Source organism: Leisingera daeponensis, from assembly GCF_019801465.1.
Taxonomy (GTDB): Bacteria; Pseudomonadota; Alphaproteobacteria; order Rhodobacterales; family Rhodobacteraceae; genus Leisingera; species Leisingera daeponensis_A.
The window spans coordinates 321860-338968 of record NZ_JAHVJA010000004.1 but is presented as its reverse complement, the minus strand read 5'-3'; the positions used below and the strand labels follow the sequence as shown (position 1 = coordinate 338968).

The 17109-nt window shown below is 63.6% G+C and carries 21 protein-coding genes and 2 riboswitches; of the genes, 10 read left to right on the top strand and 11 right to left on the bottom strand.

Annotated features, from left to right (window positions below; all coding sequences use genetic code 11):
* Positions 1–6: 6 nt before the first annotated feature.
* Complete coding sequence (gene petA, locus KUV26_RS12600) at positions 7–567, bottom strand: ubiquinol-cytochrome c reductase iron-sulfur subunit (RefSeq protein WP_222508578.1); 561 nt, start codon at positions 565–567, stop codon at positions 7–9.
* A 212-nt stretch (positions 568–779) separates the two neighbouring features.
* Positions 780–1379, bottom strand: coding sequence for a glutathione S-transferase (locus tag KUV26_RS12595; protein WP_222508577.1), 600 nt, complete (start codon positions 1377–1379; stop codon positions 780–782).
* Between the two features lie 112 nt (positions 1380–1491).
* On the opposite strand from KUV26_RS12595, the gene KUV26_RS12590 reads away from it, so the two are divergent.
* A complete protein-coding gene (locus tag KUV26_RS12590; protein ID WP_222508576.1) occupies positions 1492–1788 on the top strand; it encodes an antibiotic biosynthesis monooxygenase family protein in 297 nt (98 codons plus the stop codon).
* 51 nt (positions 1789–1839) lie between these two features.
* Positions 1840–1988, top strand: a riboswitch (FMN riboswitch).
* Between the two features lie 79 nt (positions 1989–2067).
* The gene (locus KUV26_RS12585; protein ID WP_222503742.1) at positions 2068–2505 is read left to right on the top strand and encodes a 6,7-dimethyl-8-ribityllumazine synthase; all 438 of its coding nucleotides are present in this window, start codon (positions 2068–2070) and stop codon (positions 2503–2505) included.
* On the opposite strand, the gene KUV26_RS12580 is transcribed toward KUV26_RS12585, so the two are convergent.
* Genes KUV26_RS12580 through thiB form a run of 3 tightly spaced genes read right to left on the bottom strand, consistent with a single transcriptional unit; the run spans position 2502 to position 5690 of the window.
* Positions 2502–3194 carry an ATP-binding cassette domain-containing protein gene (locus KUV26_RS12580; RefSeq protein ID WP_222503741.1) on the bottom strand — a complete coding sequence of 231 codons (693 nt, stop codon included), beginning with the start codon at positions 3192–3194 and terminating at the stop codon, positions 2502–2504. The genes KUV26_RS12585 and KUV26_RS12580 overlap by 4 nt on opposite strands.
* The gene (locus tag KUV26_RS12575; RefSeq protein WP_222508575.1) at positions 3181–4737 is read right to left on the bottom strand and encodes a thiamine/thiamine pyrophosphate ABC transporter permease ThiP; all 1557 of its coding nucleotides are present in this window, start codon (positions 4735–4737) and stop codon (positions 3181–3183) included. The genes KUV26_RS12580 and KUV26_RS12575 overlap by 14 nt, the downstream gene beginning before the upstream one ends.
* A complete protein-coding gene (gene thiB / locus KUV26_RS12570; RefSeq protein WP_222508574.1) occupies positions 4713–5690 on the bottom strand; it encodes a thiamine ABC transporter substrate binding subunit in 978 nt (325 codons plus the stop codon). The genes KUV26_RS12575 and thiB overlap by 25 nt, the downstream gene beginning before the upstream one ends.
* A gap of 32 nt (positions 5691–5722) precedes the next feature.
* Positions 5723–5814: riboswitch (TPP riboswitch) on the bottom strand.
* Between the two features lie 229 nt (positions 5815–6043).
* Between thiB and aroC the strand changes: the two genes are divergently transcribed.
* A complete protein-coding gene (aroC, locus tag KUV26_RS12565) occupies positions 6044–7144 on the top strand; it encodes a chorismate synthase (RefSeq protein WP_222508573.1) in 1101 nt (366 codons plus the stop codon).
* Positions 7145–7209: 65 nt separating this feature from the next.
* Here the strand turns inward: aroC and KUV26_RS12560 are convergent, their stop codons facing one another.
* Positions 7210–7626, bottom strand: coding sequence for a MerR family transcriptional regulator (locus KUV26_RS12560; RefSeq protein WP_222508572.1), 417 nt, complete (start codon positions 7624–7626; stop codon positions 7210–7212).
* A gap of 73 nt (positions 7627–7699) precedes the next feature.
* On the opposite strand from KUV26_RS12560, the gene KUV26_RS12555 reads away from it, so the two are divergent.
* Positions 7700–8338 (top strand): cation transporter, encoded by a 639-nt coding sequence (locus KUV26_RS12555; RefSeq protein WP_222508571.1) that lies wholly within the window; start codon positions 7700–7702, stop codon positions 8336–8338.
* A gap of 65 nt (positions 8339–8403) precedes the next feature.
* On the opposite strand, the gene KUV26_RS12550 is transcribed toward KUV26_RS12555, so the two are convergent.
* Positions 8404–9906, bottom strand: coding sequence for a malonate--CoA ligase (locus tag KUV26_RS12550; RefSeq protein WP_222508570.1), 1503 nt, complete (start codon positions 9904–9906; stop codon positions 8404–8406).
* A gap of 94 nt (positions 9907–10000) precedes the next feature.
* Between KUV26_RS12550 and KUV26_RS12545 the strand changes: the two genes are divergently transcribed.
* Positions 10001–10936, top strand: coding sequence for a DMT family transporter (locus tag KUV26_RS12545; RefSeq protein ID WP_222508569.1), 936 nt, complete (start codon positions 10001–10003; stop codon positions 10934–10936).
* A gap of 6 nt (positions 10937–10942) precedes the next feature.
* Here KUV26_RS12545 and KUV26_RS12540 read toward each other — a convergent pair whose 3' ends face one another.
* Positions 10943–11197, bottom strand: a complete 255-nt coding sequence (locus tag KUV26_RS12540; RefSeq protein ID WP_222508568.1) for a DUF6552 family protein — start codon at positions 11195–11197, stop codon at positions 10943–10945.
* On the bottom strand, positions 11187–11891 hold the full coding sequence (locus KUV26_RS12535) for an SDR family oxidoreductase (RefSeq protein WP_222508567.1): 705 nt from the start codon (positions 11889–11891) through the stop codon (positions 11187–11189). Before KUV26_RS12535 ends, KUV26_RS12540 begins: the two co-directional genes overlap by 11 nt.
* Positions 11892–11987: 96 nt before the next feature.
* Between KUV26_RS12535 and KUV26_RS12530 the strand changes: the two genes are divergently transcribed.
* The gene (locus KUV26_RS12530) at positions 11988–12824 is read left to right on the top strand and encodes a LysR substrate-binding domain-containing protein (protein ID WP_222508566.1); all 837 of its coding nucleotides are present in this window, start codon (positions 11988–11990) and stop codon (positions 12822–12824) included.
* Positions 12825–12895: 71 nt separating this feature from the next.
* Here the strand turns inward: KUV26_RS12530 and KUV26_RS12525 are convergent, their stop codons facing one another.
* Complete coding sequence (locus KUV26_RS12525; protein ID WP_222503730.1) at positions 12896–13366, bottom strand: MgtC/SapB family protein; 471 nt, start codon at positions 13364–13366, stop codon at positions 12896–12898.
* Positions 13367–13574: 208 nt separating this feature from the next.
* On the bottom strand, positions 13575–14441 hold the full coding sequence (locus KUV26_RS12520; RefSeq protein WP_222508565.1) for a branched-chain amino acid aminotransferase: 867 nt from the start codon (positions 14439–14441) through the stop codon (positions 13575–13577).
* Positions 14442–14602: 161 nt separating this feature from the next.
* Here KUV26_RS12520 and KUV26_RS12515 point away from each other — a divergent pair, with 161 nt between their 5' ends.
* The 4 genes from KUV26_RS12515 to KUV26_RS12500 all read left to right on the top strand — a co-directional run bounded on the left by KUV26_RS12515 (position 14603) and on the right by KUV26_RS12500 (position 17108).
* Positions 14603–15106, top strand: a complete 504-nt coding sequence (locus tag KUV26_RS12515; protein WP_222503728.1) for a MarR family winged helix-turn-helix transcriptional regulator — start codon at positions 14603–14605, stop codon at positions 15104–15106.
* Between the two features lie 6 nt (positions 15107–15112).
* Positions 15113–15814, top strand: a complete 702-nt coding sequence (locus tag KUV26_RS12510; RefSeq protein ID WP_222503727.1) for a response regulator — start codon at positions 15113–15115, stop codon at positions 15812–15814.
* 128 nt (positions 15815–15942) lie between these two features.
* Positions 15943–16869 carry a histone deacetylase family protein gene (locus KUV26_RS12505; RefSeq protein ID WP_222508564.1) on the top strand — a complete coding sequence of 309 codons (927 nt, stop codon included), beginning with the start codon at positions 15943–15945 and terminating at the stop codon, positions 16867–16869.
* A complete protein-coding gene (locus KUV26_RS12500; protein ID WP_019297546.1) occupies positions 16866–17108 on the top strand; it encodes an exodeoxyribonuclease VII small subunit in 243 nt (80 codons plus the stop codon). Before KUV26_RS12505 ends, KUV26_RS12500 begins: the two co-directional genes overlap by 4 nt.
* The last annotated feature ends 1 nt before the right edge of the window (position 17109 follow it).

Here is a 17109-nt window from a genome sequence, read left to right as displayed (position 1 = left end):
GTTTCCTTATCCCAGCTTGATGGTGTTGGCGTCGGTGAACTCAGCCACCGGCACGTGCAGGTTCTCCGGCGCCGGACCTTTGCGGATGCGGCCTGCGGTGTCGTAGTGCGACCCGTGGCAGGGGCAGAACCAGCCGTTGAATTCGCCGGCGCCGTCGCCCAGCGGCACACAGCCCAGGTGGGTGCAGACACCCATCATCACCAGCCATTCGCCGGCTTCGTCCATGGTGCGGTTGGCGTCCGCTGCGTCGGTGCCCGGCTTATTCGGGTTTTCCGACCGCGGGTCGATCAGCTCGGACAGCTCCACGGCACGGGCCTCGTCGATCTCTTCCTGGGTGCGGCGGCGGATGAACACCGGCTTGCCCAGAAACATGACCGAGATCTGCGTGCCAACTTCCACGCCGCTGACATCGACCAGGATCGAGGACAGCGCTTTCACGTCGGCGGAGGGGTTCATCTGGTTGACCAGGGGCCATACGGCGGCACCCGCGGTCACTGCCCCGGCGCCGGCAGTGGCGTAGTAGAGGAAATCTCTCCGGGTTCCTTCGTGGTCTTCTGCGTGGGACACGAGGTTTTCTCCAATTCCAGCGCCCGTTTAGGGCAAACATGCGCATGCACCGCGATTGCTCGCAGTGACTCAGGCGCGTGTCTAGCGGGGAGAAAGCCGTTCGTCCAGCGGTCATGGGCGCGCAGAAAGCCGCAGACGGCAATTCTGTCACGCCTGTGTGACAGTGCCGCACCCATATCGGCGCGGCACATGCAAGTTTCAAGGGGCCTCGCTCAGGCCGCGGGCGGTTTTGTCGCCTGCATCGCCGGGCGCGATTCGAATTCGGCGAACCAGTCTGCCAGCGCCTCGTTGCCCTGGCACCAGTTTGTTTCCGGGTGCCGGAAGTCCACATAGGCCAGCGCACAGGCCACCGCGATCTGGCCGATGTCCAGCGGCCCCTGCAGATGGCTCATCCAGCGGGCATTGAGCGCCGCGCAGCCGCCCAGCACCTTGCTGCGCTGTGCGTCCAGCCAGCTGTCCCACTGTTTTTCCTCGGGACGCAGCCGTTTTTCGTAGGACATCAGCACCGCCGCATCCATGATCCCGTCGGCGGTGGCCTCCAGCACCATGCTGTCCCAGCCGCCATACAGCCTGCCGCCCGCGCGCTCATCCAGGTAAGCGCAGATCACCCGGCTGTCATACAGCGCCGGCCCGTCGTTGCGCTCCAGCGCCGGGATCTTGGCCAGCGGGTTGCTGGATTTCACATCCGGGCTGGGGTTCAGGGGTGTGGTGGTGACGTCCAGAATCTCGACATCATCCACCTGCCCGGTTTCATGCAGCAGCACCACAACCTTGCGGGCAAAGGGGGATGCTTGGGAATAAGTGAGCCTCATGGGAAATCCTCTCCTGTTTGGCCGCAGCCTACTGCAAGCCGGGCTGAGGGGAAGGGGCAATCATCGCATGTGGTATGCTGGCCGCCTGTAAACAGTGTCAGGAGGGACCCCAATGATCATGCGGATATTCCAGGTTGTGATCCGGCCCGGCAAGGAAGCCGAGTTCAGCAGGTTCTTTCATGAAACCGCGATTCCGCTGATGAAGGGCACAGACGGCATCGTTTCGGTGCTGCCCGGCGCACCGCGGGCCGAAACCCCGCGGGAGTTCAGCTTTGTGATGGTGTGGAAGGATCTGGCCTCGCTCAAGGCGTTTGTAGGCGAGGATTACACAAGCCCGCATATCGACCCGGCCGAGGCCGAACTGGTCGAGTCGCGCACCATCAAGCACTACGAGCTTGTGGAAACCTGACTTCGCACGGCATTTCCGGCTTGCGTGAATCTTTGCTGCTTGCCAAAGTTCCGCCGTTCTCAGGGCGGGGCGGAATTCCCCACCGGCGGTAAGCGGGCACGTCCCGCAAGCCCGCGAGCGGCTTCCAAATTGAGGAAGTGTCAGCAGATCTGGTGCGACTCCAGAGCCGACGGTCACAGTCCGGATGGAAGAGAACGTGCAGAAGGGCAGCGCCAGGCGTGCGCCCGTCTGTTCGTGATCGCCTTGGGTGACGTGTCAGAAGCACAAGGAGATTACGAAATGACACACACCCGCTATGCCTTCATCAAGGCTCAATGGCACGCAGATATTGTCGACCGGGCGCTGGAAGGGTTCCTGCAGCTGATCCCCACGGCGCAGGTTGACGTCTTCGATGTGCCCGGCGCCTTTGAAATGCCTTTGCTGGCACAAGAACTTGCCAAAACCGGAAAATACGCTGCCGTGGCCTGCGCGGCCCTCGTGGTGGATGGCGGCATTTACCGGCATGACTTCGTCGCGCAGGCCGTGGTCGACGGGCTGATGCGTGCCGGAATGGACACAGGCGTGCCGGTGCTTTCGGTGTCGCTGACCCCGCATCACTTCCAGGAGACTGATCACCACAAGGCGATTTATCGCGATCATTTCGTGGAAAAAGGCCGCGAGGCAGCCAATGCAGCGCTGATGATCACCAAAACGCGGGAAACGGCGCTCGCCGCCTAACCCAAGTACGCTTTCAAGGCAGGCGGCGGGTTGTCCAGCAGCTCCGCCGCCGGCTCCGGCGGATGCGCCTTGCCGTCGGCGACCAGCACGACCTGGTCTGCAATCCGGCGGGCATCGTCCGGATCGTGACTGACCATCAGCACCGTGGCTCCGCTTTCGCGGGTCAGCTCCGCCACCAGATCGAGCATCCCCGCCTTCAGCGCCGGGCCAAGCGCGGCAAAGGGTTCATCCAGCAATAGGATCTGCCGCCCCTGCACCAGCACCCGCGCCAGCGCCACCCGGCTTTGCTGGCCACCGGATAAAGCTGCGGGCTTGCGCCCGCCCATGCCGCTAAGGCCGACCCGTTCCAGAGCCGCTTCAACTTGGCTCCGCTCTGACTGGCTCAGCCGCAGATTCGCGTGCAGCCCCAGGCCCACGTTCTGCGCCACGGTCAGATGCGGAAACAGGTTTCCGTCCTGAAACAGCATTGCCACCGGCCGTTTGCCCGGCGGACTGTTTGTCAGGTCCGATCCGTTCCAGAAAATCCGCCCGCGTGTGACCGGCAGAAAACCGGCAATGGCCTCCACCAGCGTCGATTTCCCGGCGCCGGACGGACCGATCACCGCGGCGCAGGCGCCAGGACTGATCTCCAGATCCGCCTCCACCGCGTAATCGCCATTCATGATCCGGCAATTCTCAAGCCTCAGCATGCCAGCGTCCTCCGCGATCCAACAGCCAGAATGCCCCCATCGACAGAAGAAGCAGCAGCAGCGCAGCACCGGCTGCGGCCTCCATCCGGTAAGCGCCCATCAAGCGGTATATCTGCAAGGGCAAGGTCGCGAACTCCGGATCGGCAAACAGGGTCACCACGCCAAGATCGCCCATCGACAAGGCCGCCGCCAACCCTGCCGCGAACCCGGTCTGCGCCCGCATCCGCGGCAGGTAGACCCGGCGGACGAAAGCCCAGCCCTGCATGTCCAGTGACAGTGACAGGCGGCCGTAGCGCGCCAGCACCTCGCGAGCACGGGGCACCAGAATCCGCATGGCAAAGGGCAGCGCCATCACCGCATTGACCAGAGCCGTTACTGGCAAGGCAAGGGCAAAGGGGTCGGCAACAGGATAGATCAGGATGAACAGGCCAGTGCCGATCACCAGAGGCGAGGCCGCCAGACCCATGATGCCCGACAGCTCGGTCATACCATTGCGTCCGGCGGCAACCGCAGCTGCCATCGGCAGGGCCAGCGCCAGCAGGATCACGGTGCTGATTGATGCAACCAGTATGGAGTTTCCTGCGGCCTGCCAAACATTGCTTTTTAAGGCTGTCAGCCCTGGCAGGCCAGCCAGCACAATTGCCGCTAGCGGCAGCAGCAGAAAAGCAGCCGACAGGGCAATCCAAAACCCATCCAGACCGCACGACCAAGCGCTTCGGCCGTCCCAGCGCCTTATCATGCGGTCCAGCCCGGTGCCAAAGCCCTCTCCCGCCGACGCCCGCAGCGCCACCATTGCGGCGCCACCGGTCAGCACCAGCTGCATCCCGGACAGCAGCGCAGCCCGGCCCAGATCGAAATCAAACCGGAAGGCCTGATAAATGGCGAGTTCAATGGTTGTGGCCCGCGGCCCGCCGCCCAGGGTCAGCGCCACCGCAAAGCTCGACAGGCAAATGGCAAAAACCACCGCCAGCGCACCCGGCGCCACACGTTTCAGCATCGGCCCCTCCAGCAGCCGCCACACCGCCAGCCGCCCGGCCCCTAGCTGTGCCGCCAGGCGGAAACGTTCAGCAGGGATCTCCTGCCAGCCCTGCAAAATCAGCCGGGTTGCCAGCGGTAGATTGAAGAAGACATGCGCCAGTACCACCCCGTGCAAACCGTATATCTGCACCGGTTCCAGCCCGAACAGCCCCAAAAATCCGCTCAGCCAGCCCGCCCGGCCAAAGACCGCCAGCAGCCCGAGAATGGCGACAATGACAGGCAGGATAAAGGGCGCGCCCAGCAATGCAATCAGCAGCCGCCGCCCAGGAAACCGCCGCCGCGCCAGCGCGCGGGCGACCGGAATGGCAAGGCCAACGCTCAGCAGCGCCGACAGGCACGCCTGGGTCAGCGTGAACCGCAGCGCGACATAGTCGCTGGCGGCAATCCCAGTCCCGGCCTCAGCCCTGAAGGCAACTGCCGCAAGGGTGCCGAGGATCAGCGCAGCAACAAGCACGGCTGCGCTGATCCCGGGCCATGCGCTTACTGGCTGAGCGCGTCCAGCCATTCGCCCAACGCCGCATCGCGCACTTCAGCGGCTTCGTTTTCGCTCAGCAACAGCGACTTCCCCGGCGCGATCAGGGTGTCAAACCCTTCCGGCAGACCCGCCGCCGGAGTGACCGCCGGATACATCCAATTGGTGGTCGGGATGATCGACTGGAACGCATCCGTCACCATGAAAGCAAGAAACTGATCCGCCAATTCCGGCTGATCGGTGTTTGCCAGCTTGCCAGCAACTTCCACCTGCATGTAGTGGCCTTCGCCGAATGCCGCGGCAGCCTTTGAACCATCTTCCTCCGCAATAAGGTGATAGGCGGGTGAGGTCGTGTAGGAGAGCACCATGTCGGCCTCGCCTTCCAGGAACATGCCGTAGGCCTCGGACCAGCCCTTGGTCACGGTCACCACGTTGTCAGAGAGGCCCTTCCAGATCTCTGGCGCCTCATCGCCATAGGCCGCCTTCACCCACAGCAGCAGGCCCAGCCCGGGGGTCGAGGAGCGCGGGTCCTGAATGACGATCTTGGTGTCGCTGGCGGCCAGCGCCTTGAAATCTGCAGGCGCCGCGGCGTCAGCATTATGGACAAAGGCAAAGTAGCCCCAGTCATAGGGCACAAAGGTCGCGTCGTTCCATTCAACCGGCAGCGCATAGTCAGCGCTGACCGAATGCTCGGCAAACAAGCCGGTTTCCTTAGCCGCCGCGGTCAGGTTGGTGTCGAGCCCCAGCACGACGTCGGCGTCCGAACGTTCGCCTTCCAGCTTGACCCGCGCCAGCAGCGCCGCGCCGTCGCCCGCGCCGACCAGTTTCAGGTCGCAGCCGCAGACCTCTTCAAAGGCCTTCTCCACTGCCGGGCCCGGGCCCCAGTCGGAAACAAAGCTGTCATAGGTGTAAACGACCAGTTCGGGCGTATCGGCAAACGCTGCCGAGGCGCCGAGCAGTCCCGCTGCAAATGCAAGATGTTTCATGCCATCCTCCTTTGCGGCTTTGGGCAAGGGTGGAGGCTGTCCAGTACCTTCCCTCCGCCGGTGTAATCCGGTTCAGGTTCAACGGGTGTCATCTCAGCGCTGCCGCGCACCCCGAGGTGGCGCGGACATTATGCCTCAGGTGCAGCAAAGACAAGCCAAACTCCGGTCAAGACCTATTGTTCAGGCCAACTGGAAAGCCCGGAATCAGGATCCCCTGTTCTTCTGGCCGAAAATATCCCGGGGGAGCCGCCGCAGGCGGCGGGGGCAGCGCCCCTGCCCGGTGTGCCGCACAGGAATCCTCTTGAGGCACACGCCCCTGCCCGCTAAGCACGGCCCAAAGGAGACCGCGCCGCATGTCGATGAACAGCTTTGGACACCTCTTCCGCGTCACCACCTGGGGCGAAAGCCACGGGCCCGCGCTTGGCGCCACCGTCGACGGCTGCCCGCCGAACGTGCCGCTGGAGCCGGAAATGCTGCAGCAGTGGCTCGACAAGCGCCGCCCCGGCCAGAACAAGAACACCACTCAGCGCAACGAGCCGGATGCGGTCAAGATCCTGTCCGGCGTGTTCGACGGCATGACCACCGGCACGCCGATCCAGCTGATGATCGAAAACACCGACCAGCGGTCCAAGGATTACGGCGAGATTTCCCAGACCTTCCGTCCGGGCCACGCCGACATCACCTATTTCCAGAAATACGGCAACCGCGACTACCGCGGCGGCGGCCGGTCCTCGGCGCGCGAAACCGCGGCGCGAGTTGCCGCGGGCGGTGTTGCACGTGAAGCAATCAAGGCGCTGGTGCCGGGACTGGAGATCAAGGGCTACATGACCCAAATGGGCGAGCTGGAGATCGACCGCAGCCGGTTCGACTGGGATGCGATCGAGCAGAACGATTTCTGGATTCCAGATGCTGGCGCGGTGCAGGAGTGGGAAAACTACCTGCAAGGCTTGCGCAAGGCGCATGATTCCGTTGGCGCCGTGGTCGAGGTGGTGGCCCGCAATGTCCCCGCAGGCATCGGCGCGCCGGTCTATGGCAAGCTGGACACCGACCTGGCCGCCGCGATGATGTCGATCAACGCAGTCAAAGGCGTCGAGATCGGCGAGGGCATGAACGCCGCGCGCCTCAAAGGCTCGGAAAACGCAGACGAAATCTTCATGGGCGATAACGGTCCGGAGTACTCCTCCAACCACGCCGGCGGCATCCTCGGCGGGATCTCCACCGGGCAGGATGTTGTGGTGCGCTTTGCGGTCAAGCCGACCTCCTCGATCCTCACCCCGCGCAAATCGATCCGCAAGGACGGCTCCGCTACCGAGGTGATCACCAAAGGCCGCCACGACCCCTGCGTCGGCATCCGCGCGGTACCGGTGGCCGAGGCAATGATGGCCTGCGTGATCCTCGACCATCTGCTGCTGCACCGCGGCCAGATCGGCAAAAACCAGGGCCGCATCGGCTAAGGATCAGGCTCTAACAAAGGGGTTTGCCCGAGTGCAGTTCGGGCAATTCCTCTCAGCCTGCGTACTCAACCGTGCTCGCCCGCGCATTGGCTGTGGTCGCCCAGCGCCGTCAGCACCTTGCAGCAGCCGCCATTGCCGCCGTCGCACAGGTGGCTGATCCGCTCCAGCTCAGACGCCAGTTGCTGCAGTTTGCGGATGCGGTCGCGGACATTGGCCAGCTGGCTGCGCGCAATCCGGTCGGCTGCGGCACAATCCGCACCCAGCTGCCCGTCCAGCCCCATCAGCGCCTTGATGTCCTCCAGCGAGAACCCGAGGTCGCGGGCATGTTTGATGAAGCCCAACGCCTCCATCCCGTCCTGCCCGTAGCGGCGCTGGTTGCCGGCATTGCGGCCCGGCTGCGGCAGCAGGCCGATCTCCTCGTAGTAGCGGATGGTGGGCACCTTGACGCCGGTGGCCTTGGACAGCTGGCCGATGGAAAACATTTCAAAGACCTCTTGATGCTCTAGTGACTAGAGGCCCTACATTGATCTCGAATCAGGAATGAGGACAAGAGCAATGGCAGGCTGCTGCAATCATGAGGCCCGGTTTGACGGAGTATCGGCGGACTACAAACGCAGGCTTTGGCTGGTGATCGCCATCAACGCCGGTATGTTCGCGGTGGAAATGGGTGCCGGGCAGATGTCTGGCAGCCAGGCGCTGAAGGCAGACGCGCTGGATTTTCTGGGCGACGCACTGACCTATGGCATTTCACTGGCGGTGATCGGCGCCACCCTGCGCACACGCGCACTGGCGGCCCTGGGCAAGGGTTTCAGCCTGTTGCTAATGGGAGCCTGGGTGTTCGGCTCCACCGTCTATCAGGTCTTCTACGTTGGCGTGCCGCAGGCACAGATCATGGGTGTGATAGGCTTCATGGCGCTGGCGGCGAACCTGATCTCGGTGCTGCTCTTGGCCCGTTACAAGGACGGTGACGCTAATGTGCGCTCGGTCTGGCTGTGTTCCCGAAATGATGCCATCGGCAATGTAGCGGTGATGATTGCAGCACTGGGGGTCTGGGGCACCGCTACCGGCTGGCCGGACCTCATTGTGGCCGGGATCATGGGCGGACTGTTCCTGAACTCCGCCTTCCAGATCCTGGTGCAGGCGGTTCGGGAATGGCGCGAGGAAGAGGCACACCACGCGGCGCATCAAAACTGAGGGCAGCACCCTCCCGTGGGGAGGGGCGGGCGCTGACCGGTCTGCCGGCCGGATGGAACAGTGCTTCAGCCAAACAGCCCTGCGTATTCCTCACGCAGGGCTTTTTTCTGCACCTTGCCCATGGTGTTGCGCGGCAGGGCCTCCAACAGGAGGATCTCCTTTGGCTGCTTGAACTTGGCCAATTGCCCGGTCAGAGCCGCTTTGATGGCCTCAGCGCTGGTGCCCTCCCCTTTCGGCACCACCACGGCCACCACACCCTCGCCAAAGTCGGGATGCGGCACCCCGATCACCGCGCTTTCCAGCACGCCGGGCAGGTCGTCGATCAGGCTTTCCACCTCCTTGGGGTAAACGTTGAAGCCGCCGGTGATGATCAGATCCTTCTCGCGCCCGACGATGGTGACATAGCCATCGGCATCGATCTTCGCCATGTCACCGGTGATGAACCAGCCATCAGCCTGCAATTCCTCCGCCGTCTTCTCCGGCATCTGCCAATAGCCCTGGAACACGTTGGGGCCGCGGACCTCCAGCACGCCGATCTCGCCGGCGGGCACCTCAGCCCCGTCCTTGATGACCCGCGCTTCCACCCCCGGCAGCGGAAAACCGACGGTGCCGGCCCGGCGCTCTCCGTCATAGGGGTTCGACGTGCTCATATTGGTTTCGGTCATCCCGTAGCGTTCCAGAATACGGTGTCCGGTGCGGGCCTCCCATTGCTCATGGGTATCCACGAGCAAAGGTGCGGAGCCGGAGATGAACAGGCGCATGTTCGCGGCACGTTCCGGCGTCAGCCGCGCATCCGCGAGCAAACGGGTATAGAACGTCGGCACCCCCATCAGCGCAGTCGCCGTCGGCATCGCGTCCAGAATCGCATCCGCATCGAACCCCGGCAGGAACACCACCTGGCAGCCTGCAAACAACGCCACATTGGTTGCCACAAACAGCCCGTGGGTGTGGAAGATCGGCAGCGCATGGATCAGCACGTCGTCCTTGGTGAACCGCCAGTAGCCCCGCAGGGTGAGCGAATTGGATGCCAGATTGTCATGGCTCAGCATCGCGCCTTTGGAGCGGCCGGTGGTGCCGGAAGTGTAAAGGATCGCCGCCAGATCATCCGCCTGCCGGACAACGGGTTCAAACCCGGGCTGCCCGTCAGCCAGATCCCGCAAGGTCCCCTGCCCCGCCGCATCCAGTGTCAGCACCTTGGCCTCCCCGGAGATCGCGCTGATCTCCTCCTTCCGCACAGGATCGCAGACCACCACCCGGGGCGTTGCATCGCCGACGAAATAGGCGACCTCCGGCCCGGTATAGGCAGTGTTCAAGGGCAGAAAGATGCCGCCCGCCATCACCGTGCCAAGGTAAAGCTCAATCGCCTGGATGGTCTTCTGAACCTGCACCGCCACCCGGTCCCCCGGCTGCACACCCTGCCCCGCCAGCGCCGACGCCATCCGCTCCGCCCCGGCAAACAGCGCATCGAATGTGACCGTGCCGCCACCGGGAAGCCGGGCAAAAACATCCTCCTCGCGACCCAGCGAGGATTCACGCAGCTGGCGGATCAAGTGGTTGGCGTCATACATCGGCGGCTCCTTCATCTGGCGGCGCCATTTGCGCGCCTTGACCTGCCGAAATCAAGCCATTGATCTTTGCGGCGCATGGGCGCAGGGTCGCGCCATGGCAGAATCCTTAACATCGCATCGGCCTGTGATGGCGGTCCTGCTGAAAGTGACCGCGATTGCACTGTTCACCGCGCTGTCAGGGATCATCAAGGCCACCTCAGAGACCGTGCCGGCAAGCGAGGCGGTGTTCTTCCGCTCCTTCTTTGCCATTCCGGTGATTGTGGTCTGGCTGGCGGCGCGGGGCCAGCTGCGCCAGGGGTTGATCACCAAAAAGCCGATGTTTCACGTGTGGCGCGGGCTGGTCGGCACCTCGGCGATGGGCATGACTTTCATGGGGCTGGCGCTGCTTCCGCTGCCGGAGGTCACCGCCATCGGCTATGCCACCCCGATCTTCACCCTGATCCTTGCGGCGCTGTTCCTGGGCGAGACCATCCGCCTGGTACGCATCAGCGCCGTCGCCATCGGCCTCTTGGGCGTGCTGATCATGATCTGGCCGCGCCTCGGCGGCGACCTGGGCGATGGCGCCATGCTGGGGGTTCTGCTGGTGGTCGGCGCCACGGTGGCGCGCGGCTTTGTGCAGATCCACATCCGCCGCATGGTGCAATCGGAGCATACCGCGGCCATCGTGTTCTATTTTTCGCTGACTGCCTCGGGACTCGCACTGCTGACCGCGCCTTTCGGCTGGGTGATGCCGGATGCGCAAACCGCCGCGCTGCTGGTCAGCGCCGGTCTGGTTGGCGGGGTGGCGCAGATCCTGGTCACGTCCTCCTACCGGTTTGCGCCGGCCTCAATGCTGGCACCTTATGACTATGCCTCGATGATCTTTGCCATCGTTATCGGCTATGTCTGGTTCGACGAATGGCCGACTCTGGTGATGCTGGCCGGTGCGGCGCTGGTGATTGTCGGCAATGTGCTGGTGATCTGGCGCGAGCACCGGCTGGGCCTGCAGCGCGGCAAGGCCAAGCCGTTGATCGACCCCAAGGGCGGATAACAGGCTCTAACTTGACCAAAAGCCTGCAATCATCGCCCCTAGCGCCACCACGTGGATCAGCATGATCGCGCGGTCATTCCACAAAACGCCAACCAGGAACCAGCCGGTGAGGCCCGCCAGGAACAGATAGATGTTCCAAGGGTGCAAACCCCAGGCGGTGGCAGAGTACCCAAGGATCTGCACGATGGACGCGGCCCATTTCAGAAGAAACGCCGGGCTGACCGTGGCCTGCCTTGGCAGGGACTGAACGTCAGATTGCACGGGTCAGTCCCCCGTCGACGCGGATGTTCTGCCCGGTGGTATAGGCCGCATCATCCGAGGCCAGATAGGCTACCAGCGCAGACACCTCGCGCGCGGTGCCATAACGCCCCATCGGAATGCGCGCCTTGCGGTCCTCGGTCTCCGGCAGGCTATCGATGAAGCCCGGCAGCACGTTGTTCATCCGCACACCCTGGCCTGCAAACTTGTCAGCAAACAGCTTGGTAAAGCTCGCCAGCCCGGCCCGGAACACGCCGGAGGTCGGGAACAGAGGATCCGGCTCAAACACCGCAAAGGTGGAGATGTTGATGATCGACCCCTTGCCCTGCGCGGCCATGATGGGCGCCACCAGCCGCGAAGGGCGGATCACGTTCATCAGGTAGTATTCCATCCCCAGATGCCAGTCGTCGTCGCTGATCTCCAGGATATCGCCCTTGGGCCCGTGGCCGGCCGAGTTGACCAGCACGTCGATCCGCCCCCAGCGATCCATCGCCTTGTCCACCAGCGCCTGCAGATCGCCTTGCTCCAGGTTGGAGCCTGTATGCCCCACTCCGCCCAGCTCCTGCGCCAGGGCCTCGCCCCTGCCGGAGGAGGAGAGGATCGCAACCTCATACCCCTGGTCGTGAAGGTGGCGGGCAGCATCCGCGCCCATGCCGCTGCCTGCGGCGGTGAAGAGAGCAACCTTGGTCATATCCATACTCCTTTGCTTGCTCCCAAGATGGCGGCTGAAGGCGCGCTTGACCAATCATGTCTCATCGCGCCAGACTGTAGCAAAACTACTGGCTGAGACCTCATGCGCCTGCCCAACCTCAATGCCCTGCGGATGTTCGACGCCGCCGCCCGCCACCTGAACTTCGGCCGCGCGGCCGAGGAGCTGCACCTGACTCAAGGCGCCGTTGCGCAGCAGGTGCGCAGGCTGGAGGCGGATCTGGGCCACAAACTGTTCCACCGCCACGCCCGCGGGCTGACGCTGACCGACACCGGGCGCAGCTACCACGTGCCGGTGCAACAGGCCCTGGCGCTGATCCGCGAAGCAACCGACAAGCTGGCCCCGGCTGTACAGCGGGTGACGCTGTCGGTGCCGCCCTCCTTTGCCTCAAAATGGCTGGTGCCGCGGCTGCCGGAGTTCGAGGCGCGGCATCCGGACATCGACCTGCGGGTGGTCGCCGAGGAAAGCCTGACAAATTTCAAGCGGGACGGCATCGACATTGCCATCCGCCAGGGCAGCAAACCGCAGGAGAGCAGTTTGAACTCCGCCCTCCTGTCGCTGGTGGATCTGGTGGCCGTGGCCAGGCCCGAGTCGGCTCTAACACAGGAAAAATCCCTGGAACTGGCCGATCTCGCCCAGCACACGCTGATCCAGGACGGACACCGGCACTGGGACCTTCTGCTGCGGCAGGAGGGGCTCACGGCCAAGGGCCGGGTCCTGCAATTCAACCAGACCGCGCTGGCCATGGATGCTGCGGTAAATGGCCAGGGCATCGCACTGGTGCCGCGGATTTTCCTGGGCGGCCAGCCGCTGGAGATCCTGTGGCAGGCACCACGCTTGGGAGACCAGGGATTCTACGTGATCTGGCCCAGCGCACAGGGCCGGGCCAAGACAGTGGTGGATTGGCTTTTGCGCCAGTAGCCCGCAAAGGCGGCACGGGGAGGCGCCGGACTGCTGTCAGCCGCAGCTTGCATCATTTACAAGGCATTGCATCATTCGCTGATATCCGGCCGGTCCTCACTGCCGCGGGTGCTCATCAGCCGGCTCATTGCAAGAATGCCTGCAGCCGCAAGGGCCAGAACCACCGCATGAACGTAATAGCCGAGCCCGGAGGCCATACCGACACTGCCGGCGACCCAAAGGCTGGCAGCTGTCGCCATGCCTCCAACCCGTTCTTCGCCTTGGATGATTGCCCCGGCACCCAGAAACCCGATCGCCCCTACCAGCCCCTGCATGATCCGCGTTGGATCCGCCCCCATCTCAAGGGTGAGCGCCTCCATCGACATTTCCATGGTAATCAGCGTGAAGCCAGCCGCCCCAAGCGAAACAATCATGTATGTCCGCATGCCCACCTTTCGGTGCCGCAGCTCCCGGTCCAATCCCAGAAACGCCCCGGCGGCGGCGGCGCAAATCAGGCGCAGGCCCAGTTCAAGATAATTCACATAGGCAATGTTCAGATCCATCGCGTTCCCGTTCCTCCTTTTCAGCCGCCGACTGCACATGACATGCAATGACCTTTTGGCATTGTGCCCGACTATGGCACAGTCCCGGAATGAGTGCAGGATTTTGGGATCAGCCGCTGCGCGCCGTTACCTGAAGTATTGCGCTGCAACCGAAAAGAAAAACCCCCGCTCAAGGGCGGGGGTTGTCGACTAATTCGCAGCCTAGGGCTTACGCACGAACCAGCTTCTCGTAATCTTCGGCGATTTCCCGGGTCAGGGCACCAACCTCGAACGTGTAAGGCCCGATCTCGCCCACCGGGGTCACTTCGGCGGCGGTGCCGGTCAGCCAGCACTGCTCGAACCCTTCCATTTCTTCCGGCTTGATGCGGCGCTCGTGCACGGTGATGCCCTTGTCCTTCAGCATCTGGATCACGGTCTGGCGGGTGATGCCATTGAGGAAGCAATCGGCCAGCGGCGTGTGCACCTCGCCGTCTTTCACAAAGAACACGTTGGCGCCGGTCGCCTCGGCCACATAGCCGCGCCAGTCCATGAACAGCGCGTCAGAGCAGCCCTTAGCCTCGGCCTTGTGCTTGGAGATGGTGCAGATCATGTAGAGGCCCGCTGCCTTGGCGTGAACCGGAATGGTTTCCGGGCTCGGGCGCTTCCATTCCGCGATGTCGAGCTTGGCGCCCTTCATCTTGGCGTCGCCGTAATAGGCGCCCCAGCCCCAGACCGCAATCGCCATGCGGACCGGGTTCTTGGCGGAGGCCACGCCCATGTCCTCGCCCGAGCCGCGCCAGACCAGCGCCCGCACATAAGCGTCCTGCAGGCCCGAAGCTTTCAGGGTCTCTTCCTTTGCCGCCTCGATCTGGTCGACAGTGTAGGGCATCGGCATGTCCAGCGCTTCGGCCGAGGCGATCAGCCGCTCGGAATGCTCGCGGCTCTTGAAAATCTTGCCGTTATAGGCCCGCTCGCCCTCGAAAACGGAGGAAGCGTAGTGCATTGCGTGGGTCAGGATATGCACCTTGGCATCCCGCCAGTCGACCAGCTCTCCATCCATCCAGATCACACCGTCGCGGTCGTCGTAACCAGCCATGCCGCACCCTCCTGAATTCTGCGGTGATTTTCATTTATTGCGCAAGTTGAGGCCGGAGCGGACACAATCTTGCGCCAAAGCTGCGATTCGATACATCTTCACCCTTGGAATGTCAACAACACTGACATAAACTCACCGCAAGACAGACGAGGGGGCACCACATGCCTGAGGGCCGGACAGGGCAGGGATATGGCAGCGAAAGCCTGCTGTTTCTGACAGATGAGCAGCTGCGCCAGGGGATAGAGGCAATGTTTTTTGCCTACCGCGGCTTTACCGCGGATCCGGACCGGATTCTGGCCGAAATGTCCTATGGCCGGGCGCATCACCGGGCCATCCACTTCATCAACCGCTCCCCCGGCACCACGGTGAACAACCTGCTCAGCATCCTTGGCGTCACCAAACAGTCGCTGAACCGGGTGCTGCGCACGCTGATCGGAGACGGGCTGGTGATCAGCAAGGTGGGGGAGCTGGATAAACGCGAACGGCACCTGTACCTGACCGATCAGGGCGCCGCGCTGGAGGCCACACTGTCGGACGCCCAGCGTGCCCGGATGCGCGCTGCCTACAAGGACGCCGGGCCCGAAGCGGTGCAGGGCTTCAAGAAAGTGCTTGAGGCGATGATGGATGCGGATATGCGCCGCGCCTACGCCAAGCTGCGGGACTGATCCGGCATGAGCACCCATGACGCCCATCTGCTGATCATCGATGATGACGAGCGCATCCGTGGCCTTCTGAAAAAGTTTCTGATGCGCTCCGGCTTTCTTGTGACCGCTGCACGCGACGCCGCCCATGCACGGCGGGTGCTGGCCGGACTCGATTTCGACCTGATCGTCATGGATGTGATGATGCCGGGAGAGGACGGAATTTCGCTGACCCGTGCGTTGCGCGAAACCATGACCACCCCGATCTTGCTGCTGACCGCCAAGGGGGAGACCGAGGACAGGATCGCGGGCTTTGAGGCCGGCGCGGATGATTACCTGCCAAAACCTTTCGAACCCAAGGAACTGCTGCTGCGCGTCAACGCGATCCTGCGGCGGATGCCGGACACCGTGGCACAGGAGGCCGCCCCCAAGGTGCTGCACCTGGGCGCTATCCGCTACGACATCGAGCGCGGCGAGATGTGGCAGGGGGATGAGCTGATCCGCCTCACCGGCACCGAGAGCCAGCTGATGAAGATTTTCTCGGCCCAGCCCGGCGAGCCCGTCTCCCGTACCAAGCTGGTCGAGGATCTGGGCCGCGACCGCGGCCAGGCGCAGGAACGCGCGGTAGACGTGCAAATCACCCGCCTGCGCCGCAAGATCGAGCCGAACCCGAAACAGCCGCAATACCTGCAAACGGTGCGCGGCGCCGGCTACATGCTTGCCCCCGATTGAAGCGCCCGCCTCTTCCTCTTGCGAAAAATTCCCCGGGGTCCGGGACAGCGCCCCGGGGTTTTCCCTTGCAGCCACGGCATACCCCCTCCTAGGGTCGCGCCAAGCCCCGCAGCCGGAGGAACGCGCCTATGACCACCGCCCTGATCACCCACGCGGATTGCCTGAACCACGTGACGCCCGAAGGCCACCCCGAACGGGTTGCCCGGCTGGAGCACATCCTGCACGCACTGGAGCCGCTGGACCTGAAACGGGTCACAGCGCCGATGGCCGCCGAGGACGACATCCTGCGCATCCACCCGGCTTCTTACCTCTCGGACTTGCGCAAGGCGTCCCCGGTAGAAGGCTGGGCGCAGATTGACGGGGATACCTTTATGTCTCCCGGTTCTCTGGATGCCGCCTTCCGGGCTGCCGGAGCGGTGGTGCGTGGTGTCGATATGGTGCTGGGCGGCGAGGTGCAGAATGCTTTTGCTGCGGTGCGCCCGCCGGGGCATCACGCCGAAACGGACACTGCCATGGGATTCTGCCTGTTCGGTAATGCCGCACTGGCAGCGAAACACGCGCTGGATCATCACGGGCTCAGCCGTGTTGCTGTGGTGGATTTCGACGTGCACCACGGCAACGGCACCCAGGACCTTTTGTGGGATGAGCCGCGCGTGCTGGTGATCACCAGCCAGCAAATGCCGCTCTGGCCCGGATCCGGCCGCCCGGATGAGGACGGCGCCCACGGCCAGATCCTCAACATGCCGCTGCCTCCGGGATCAGGCCGGGCGGAAATGCAGGCAGCTTATGAAACCCAGGCTTTCCCGCGCCTGCGCGACTTCAAACCGGAGCTGATCATCATCTCCGCGGGCTTTGACGCCCATCAGGACGACCCGCTTGCCAGTCTGAATTGGGCGACTGCCGATTTTGCCTGGATCACCGCCGAACTCTGCAAACTTGCAAGTGAACTCTGCGGCGGCCGTATCGTCTCGACTTTGGAAGGAGGATATGATCTGAACGCGCTGGCCGCGGCAACCCGTGCGCATGTGGAAGAATTGATGAAGGCACCGGCATGACTGAAACTCCCGTAGACCAGATGAGCTTTGAACAGGCGATGCGTGAGCTGGAGGGCGTGGTGGACCAGCTGGAGCGCGGCGACGTGGCGCTGGATGCCTCCATAGCGCTGTACGAACGTGGTGCCGCGCTGAAGAAACGCTGCGAGGATGAGCTGAAGCGCGCTGAGGAAAAGGTCGCTGCGATCACGCTGGACGCCAATGGCACCCCCAAGGGCACCCAGCCCCTGGACGCCGGCTGAG

What these genes read in the sequence shown, in the direction of transcription:
- thiB (WP_222508574.1), bottom strand. Translation starts at nt 5,690, where the DNA reads ATGAAACATCTTGCATTTGCAGCGGGACTGCTCGGCGCCTCGGCAGCG.
- KUV26_RS12500 (WP_019297546.1), top strand. Translation starts at nt 16,866, where the DNA reads ATGACTGAAACTCCCGTAGACCAGATGAGCTTTGAACAGGCGATGCGT.
- KUV26_RS12590 (WP_222508576.1), top strand. Translation starts at nt 1,492, where the DNA reads ATGATCATGCGGATATTCCAGGTTGTGATCCGGCCCGGCAAGGAAGCC.
- KUV26_RS12520 (WP_222508565.1), bottom strand. Translation starts at nt 14,441, where the DNA reads ATGGCTGGTTACGACGACCGCGACGGTGTGATCTGGATGGATGGAGAG.
- KUV26_RS12530 (WP_222508566.1), top strand. Translation starts at nt 11,988, where the DNA reads ATGCGCCTGCCCAACCTCAATGCCCTGCGGATGTTCGACGCCGCCGCC.
- KUV26_RS12585 (WP_222503742.1), top strand. Translation starts at nt 2,068, where the DNA reads ATGACACACACCCGCTATGCCTTCATCAAGGCTCAATGGCACGCAGAT.
- KUV26_RS12505 (WP_222508564.1), top strand. Translation starts at nt 15,943, where the DNA reads ATGACCACCGCCCTGATCACCCACGCGGATTGCCTGAACCACGTGACG.
- KUV26_RS12515 (WP_222503728.1), top strand. Translation starts at nt 14,603, where the DNA reads ATGCCTGAGGGCCGGACAGGGCAGGGATATGGCAGCGAAAGCCTGCTG.
- KUV26_RS12545 (WP_222508569.1), top strand. Translation starts at nt 10,001, where the DNA reads ATGGCAGAATCCTTAACATCGCATCGGCCTGTGATGGCGGTCCTGCTG.
- KUV26_RS12535 (WP_222508567.1), bottom strand. Translation starts at nt 11,891, where the DNA reads ATGGATATGACCAAGGTTGCTCTCTTCACCGCCGCAGGCAGCGGCATG.
- KUV26_RS12510 (WP_222503727.1), top strand. Translation starts at nt 15,113, where the DNA reads ATGAGCACCCATGACGCCCATCTGCTGATCATCGATGATGACGAGCGC.
- aroC (WP_222508573.1), top strand. Translation starts at nt 6,044, where the DNA reads ATGTCGATGAACAGCTTTGGACACCTCTTCCGCGTCACCACCTGGGGC.
- KUV26_RS12595 (WP_222508577.1), bottom strand. Translation starts at nt 1,379, where the DNA reads ATGAGGCTCACTTATTCCCAAGCATCCCCCTTTGCCCGCAAGGTTGTG.
- KUV26_RS12575 (WP_222508575.1), bottom strand. Translation starts at nt 4,737, where the DNA reads ATGGCTGGACGCGCTCAGCCAGTAAGCGCATGGCCCGGGATCAGCGCA.
- KUV26_RS12560 (WP_222508572.1), bottom strand. Translation starts at nt 7,626, where the DNA reads ATGTTTTCCATCGGCCAGCTGTCCAAGGCCACCGGCGTCAAGGTGCCC.
- KUV26_RS12555 (WP_222508571.1), top strand. Translation starts at nt 7,700, where the DNA reads ATGGCAGGCTGCTGCAATCATGAGGCCCGGTTTGACGGAGTATCGGCG.
- KUV26_RS12580 (WP_222503741.1), bottom strand. Translation starts at nt 3,194, where the DNA reads ATGCTGAGGCTTGAGAATTGCCGGATCATGAATGGCGATTACGCGGTG.
- KUV26_RS12525 (WP_222503730.1), bottom strand. Translation starts at nt 13,366, where the DNA reads ATGGATCTGAACATTGCCTATGTGAATTATCTTGAACTGGGCCTGCGC.
- KUV26_RS12550 (WP_222508570.1), bottom strand. Translation starts at nt 9,906, where the DNA reads ATGTATGACGCCAACCACTTGATCCGCCAGCTGCGTGAATCCTCGCTG.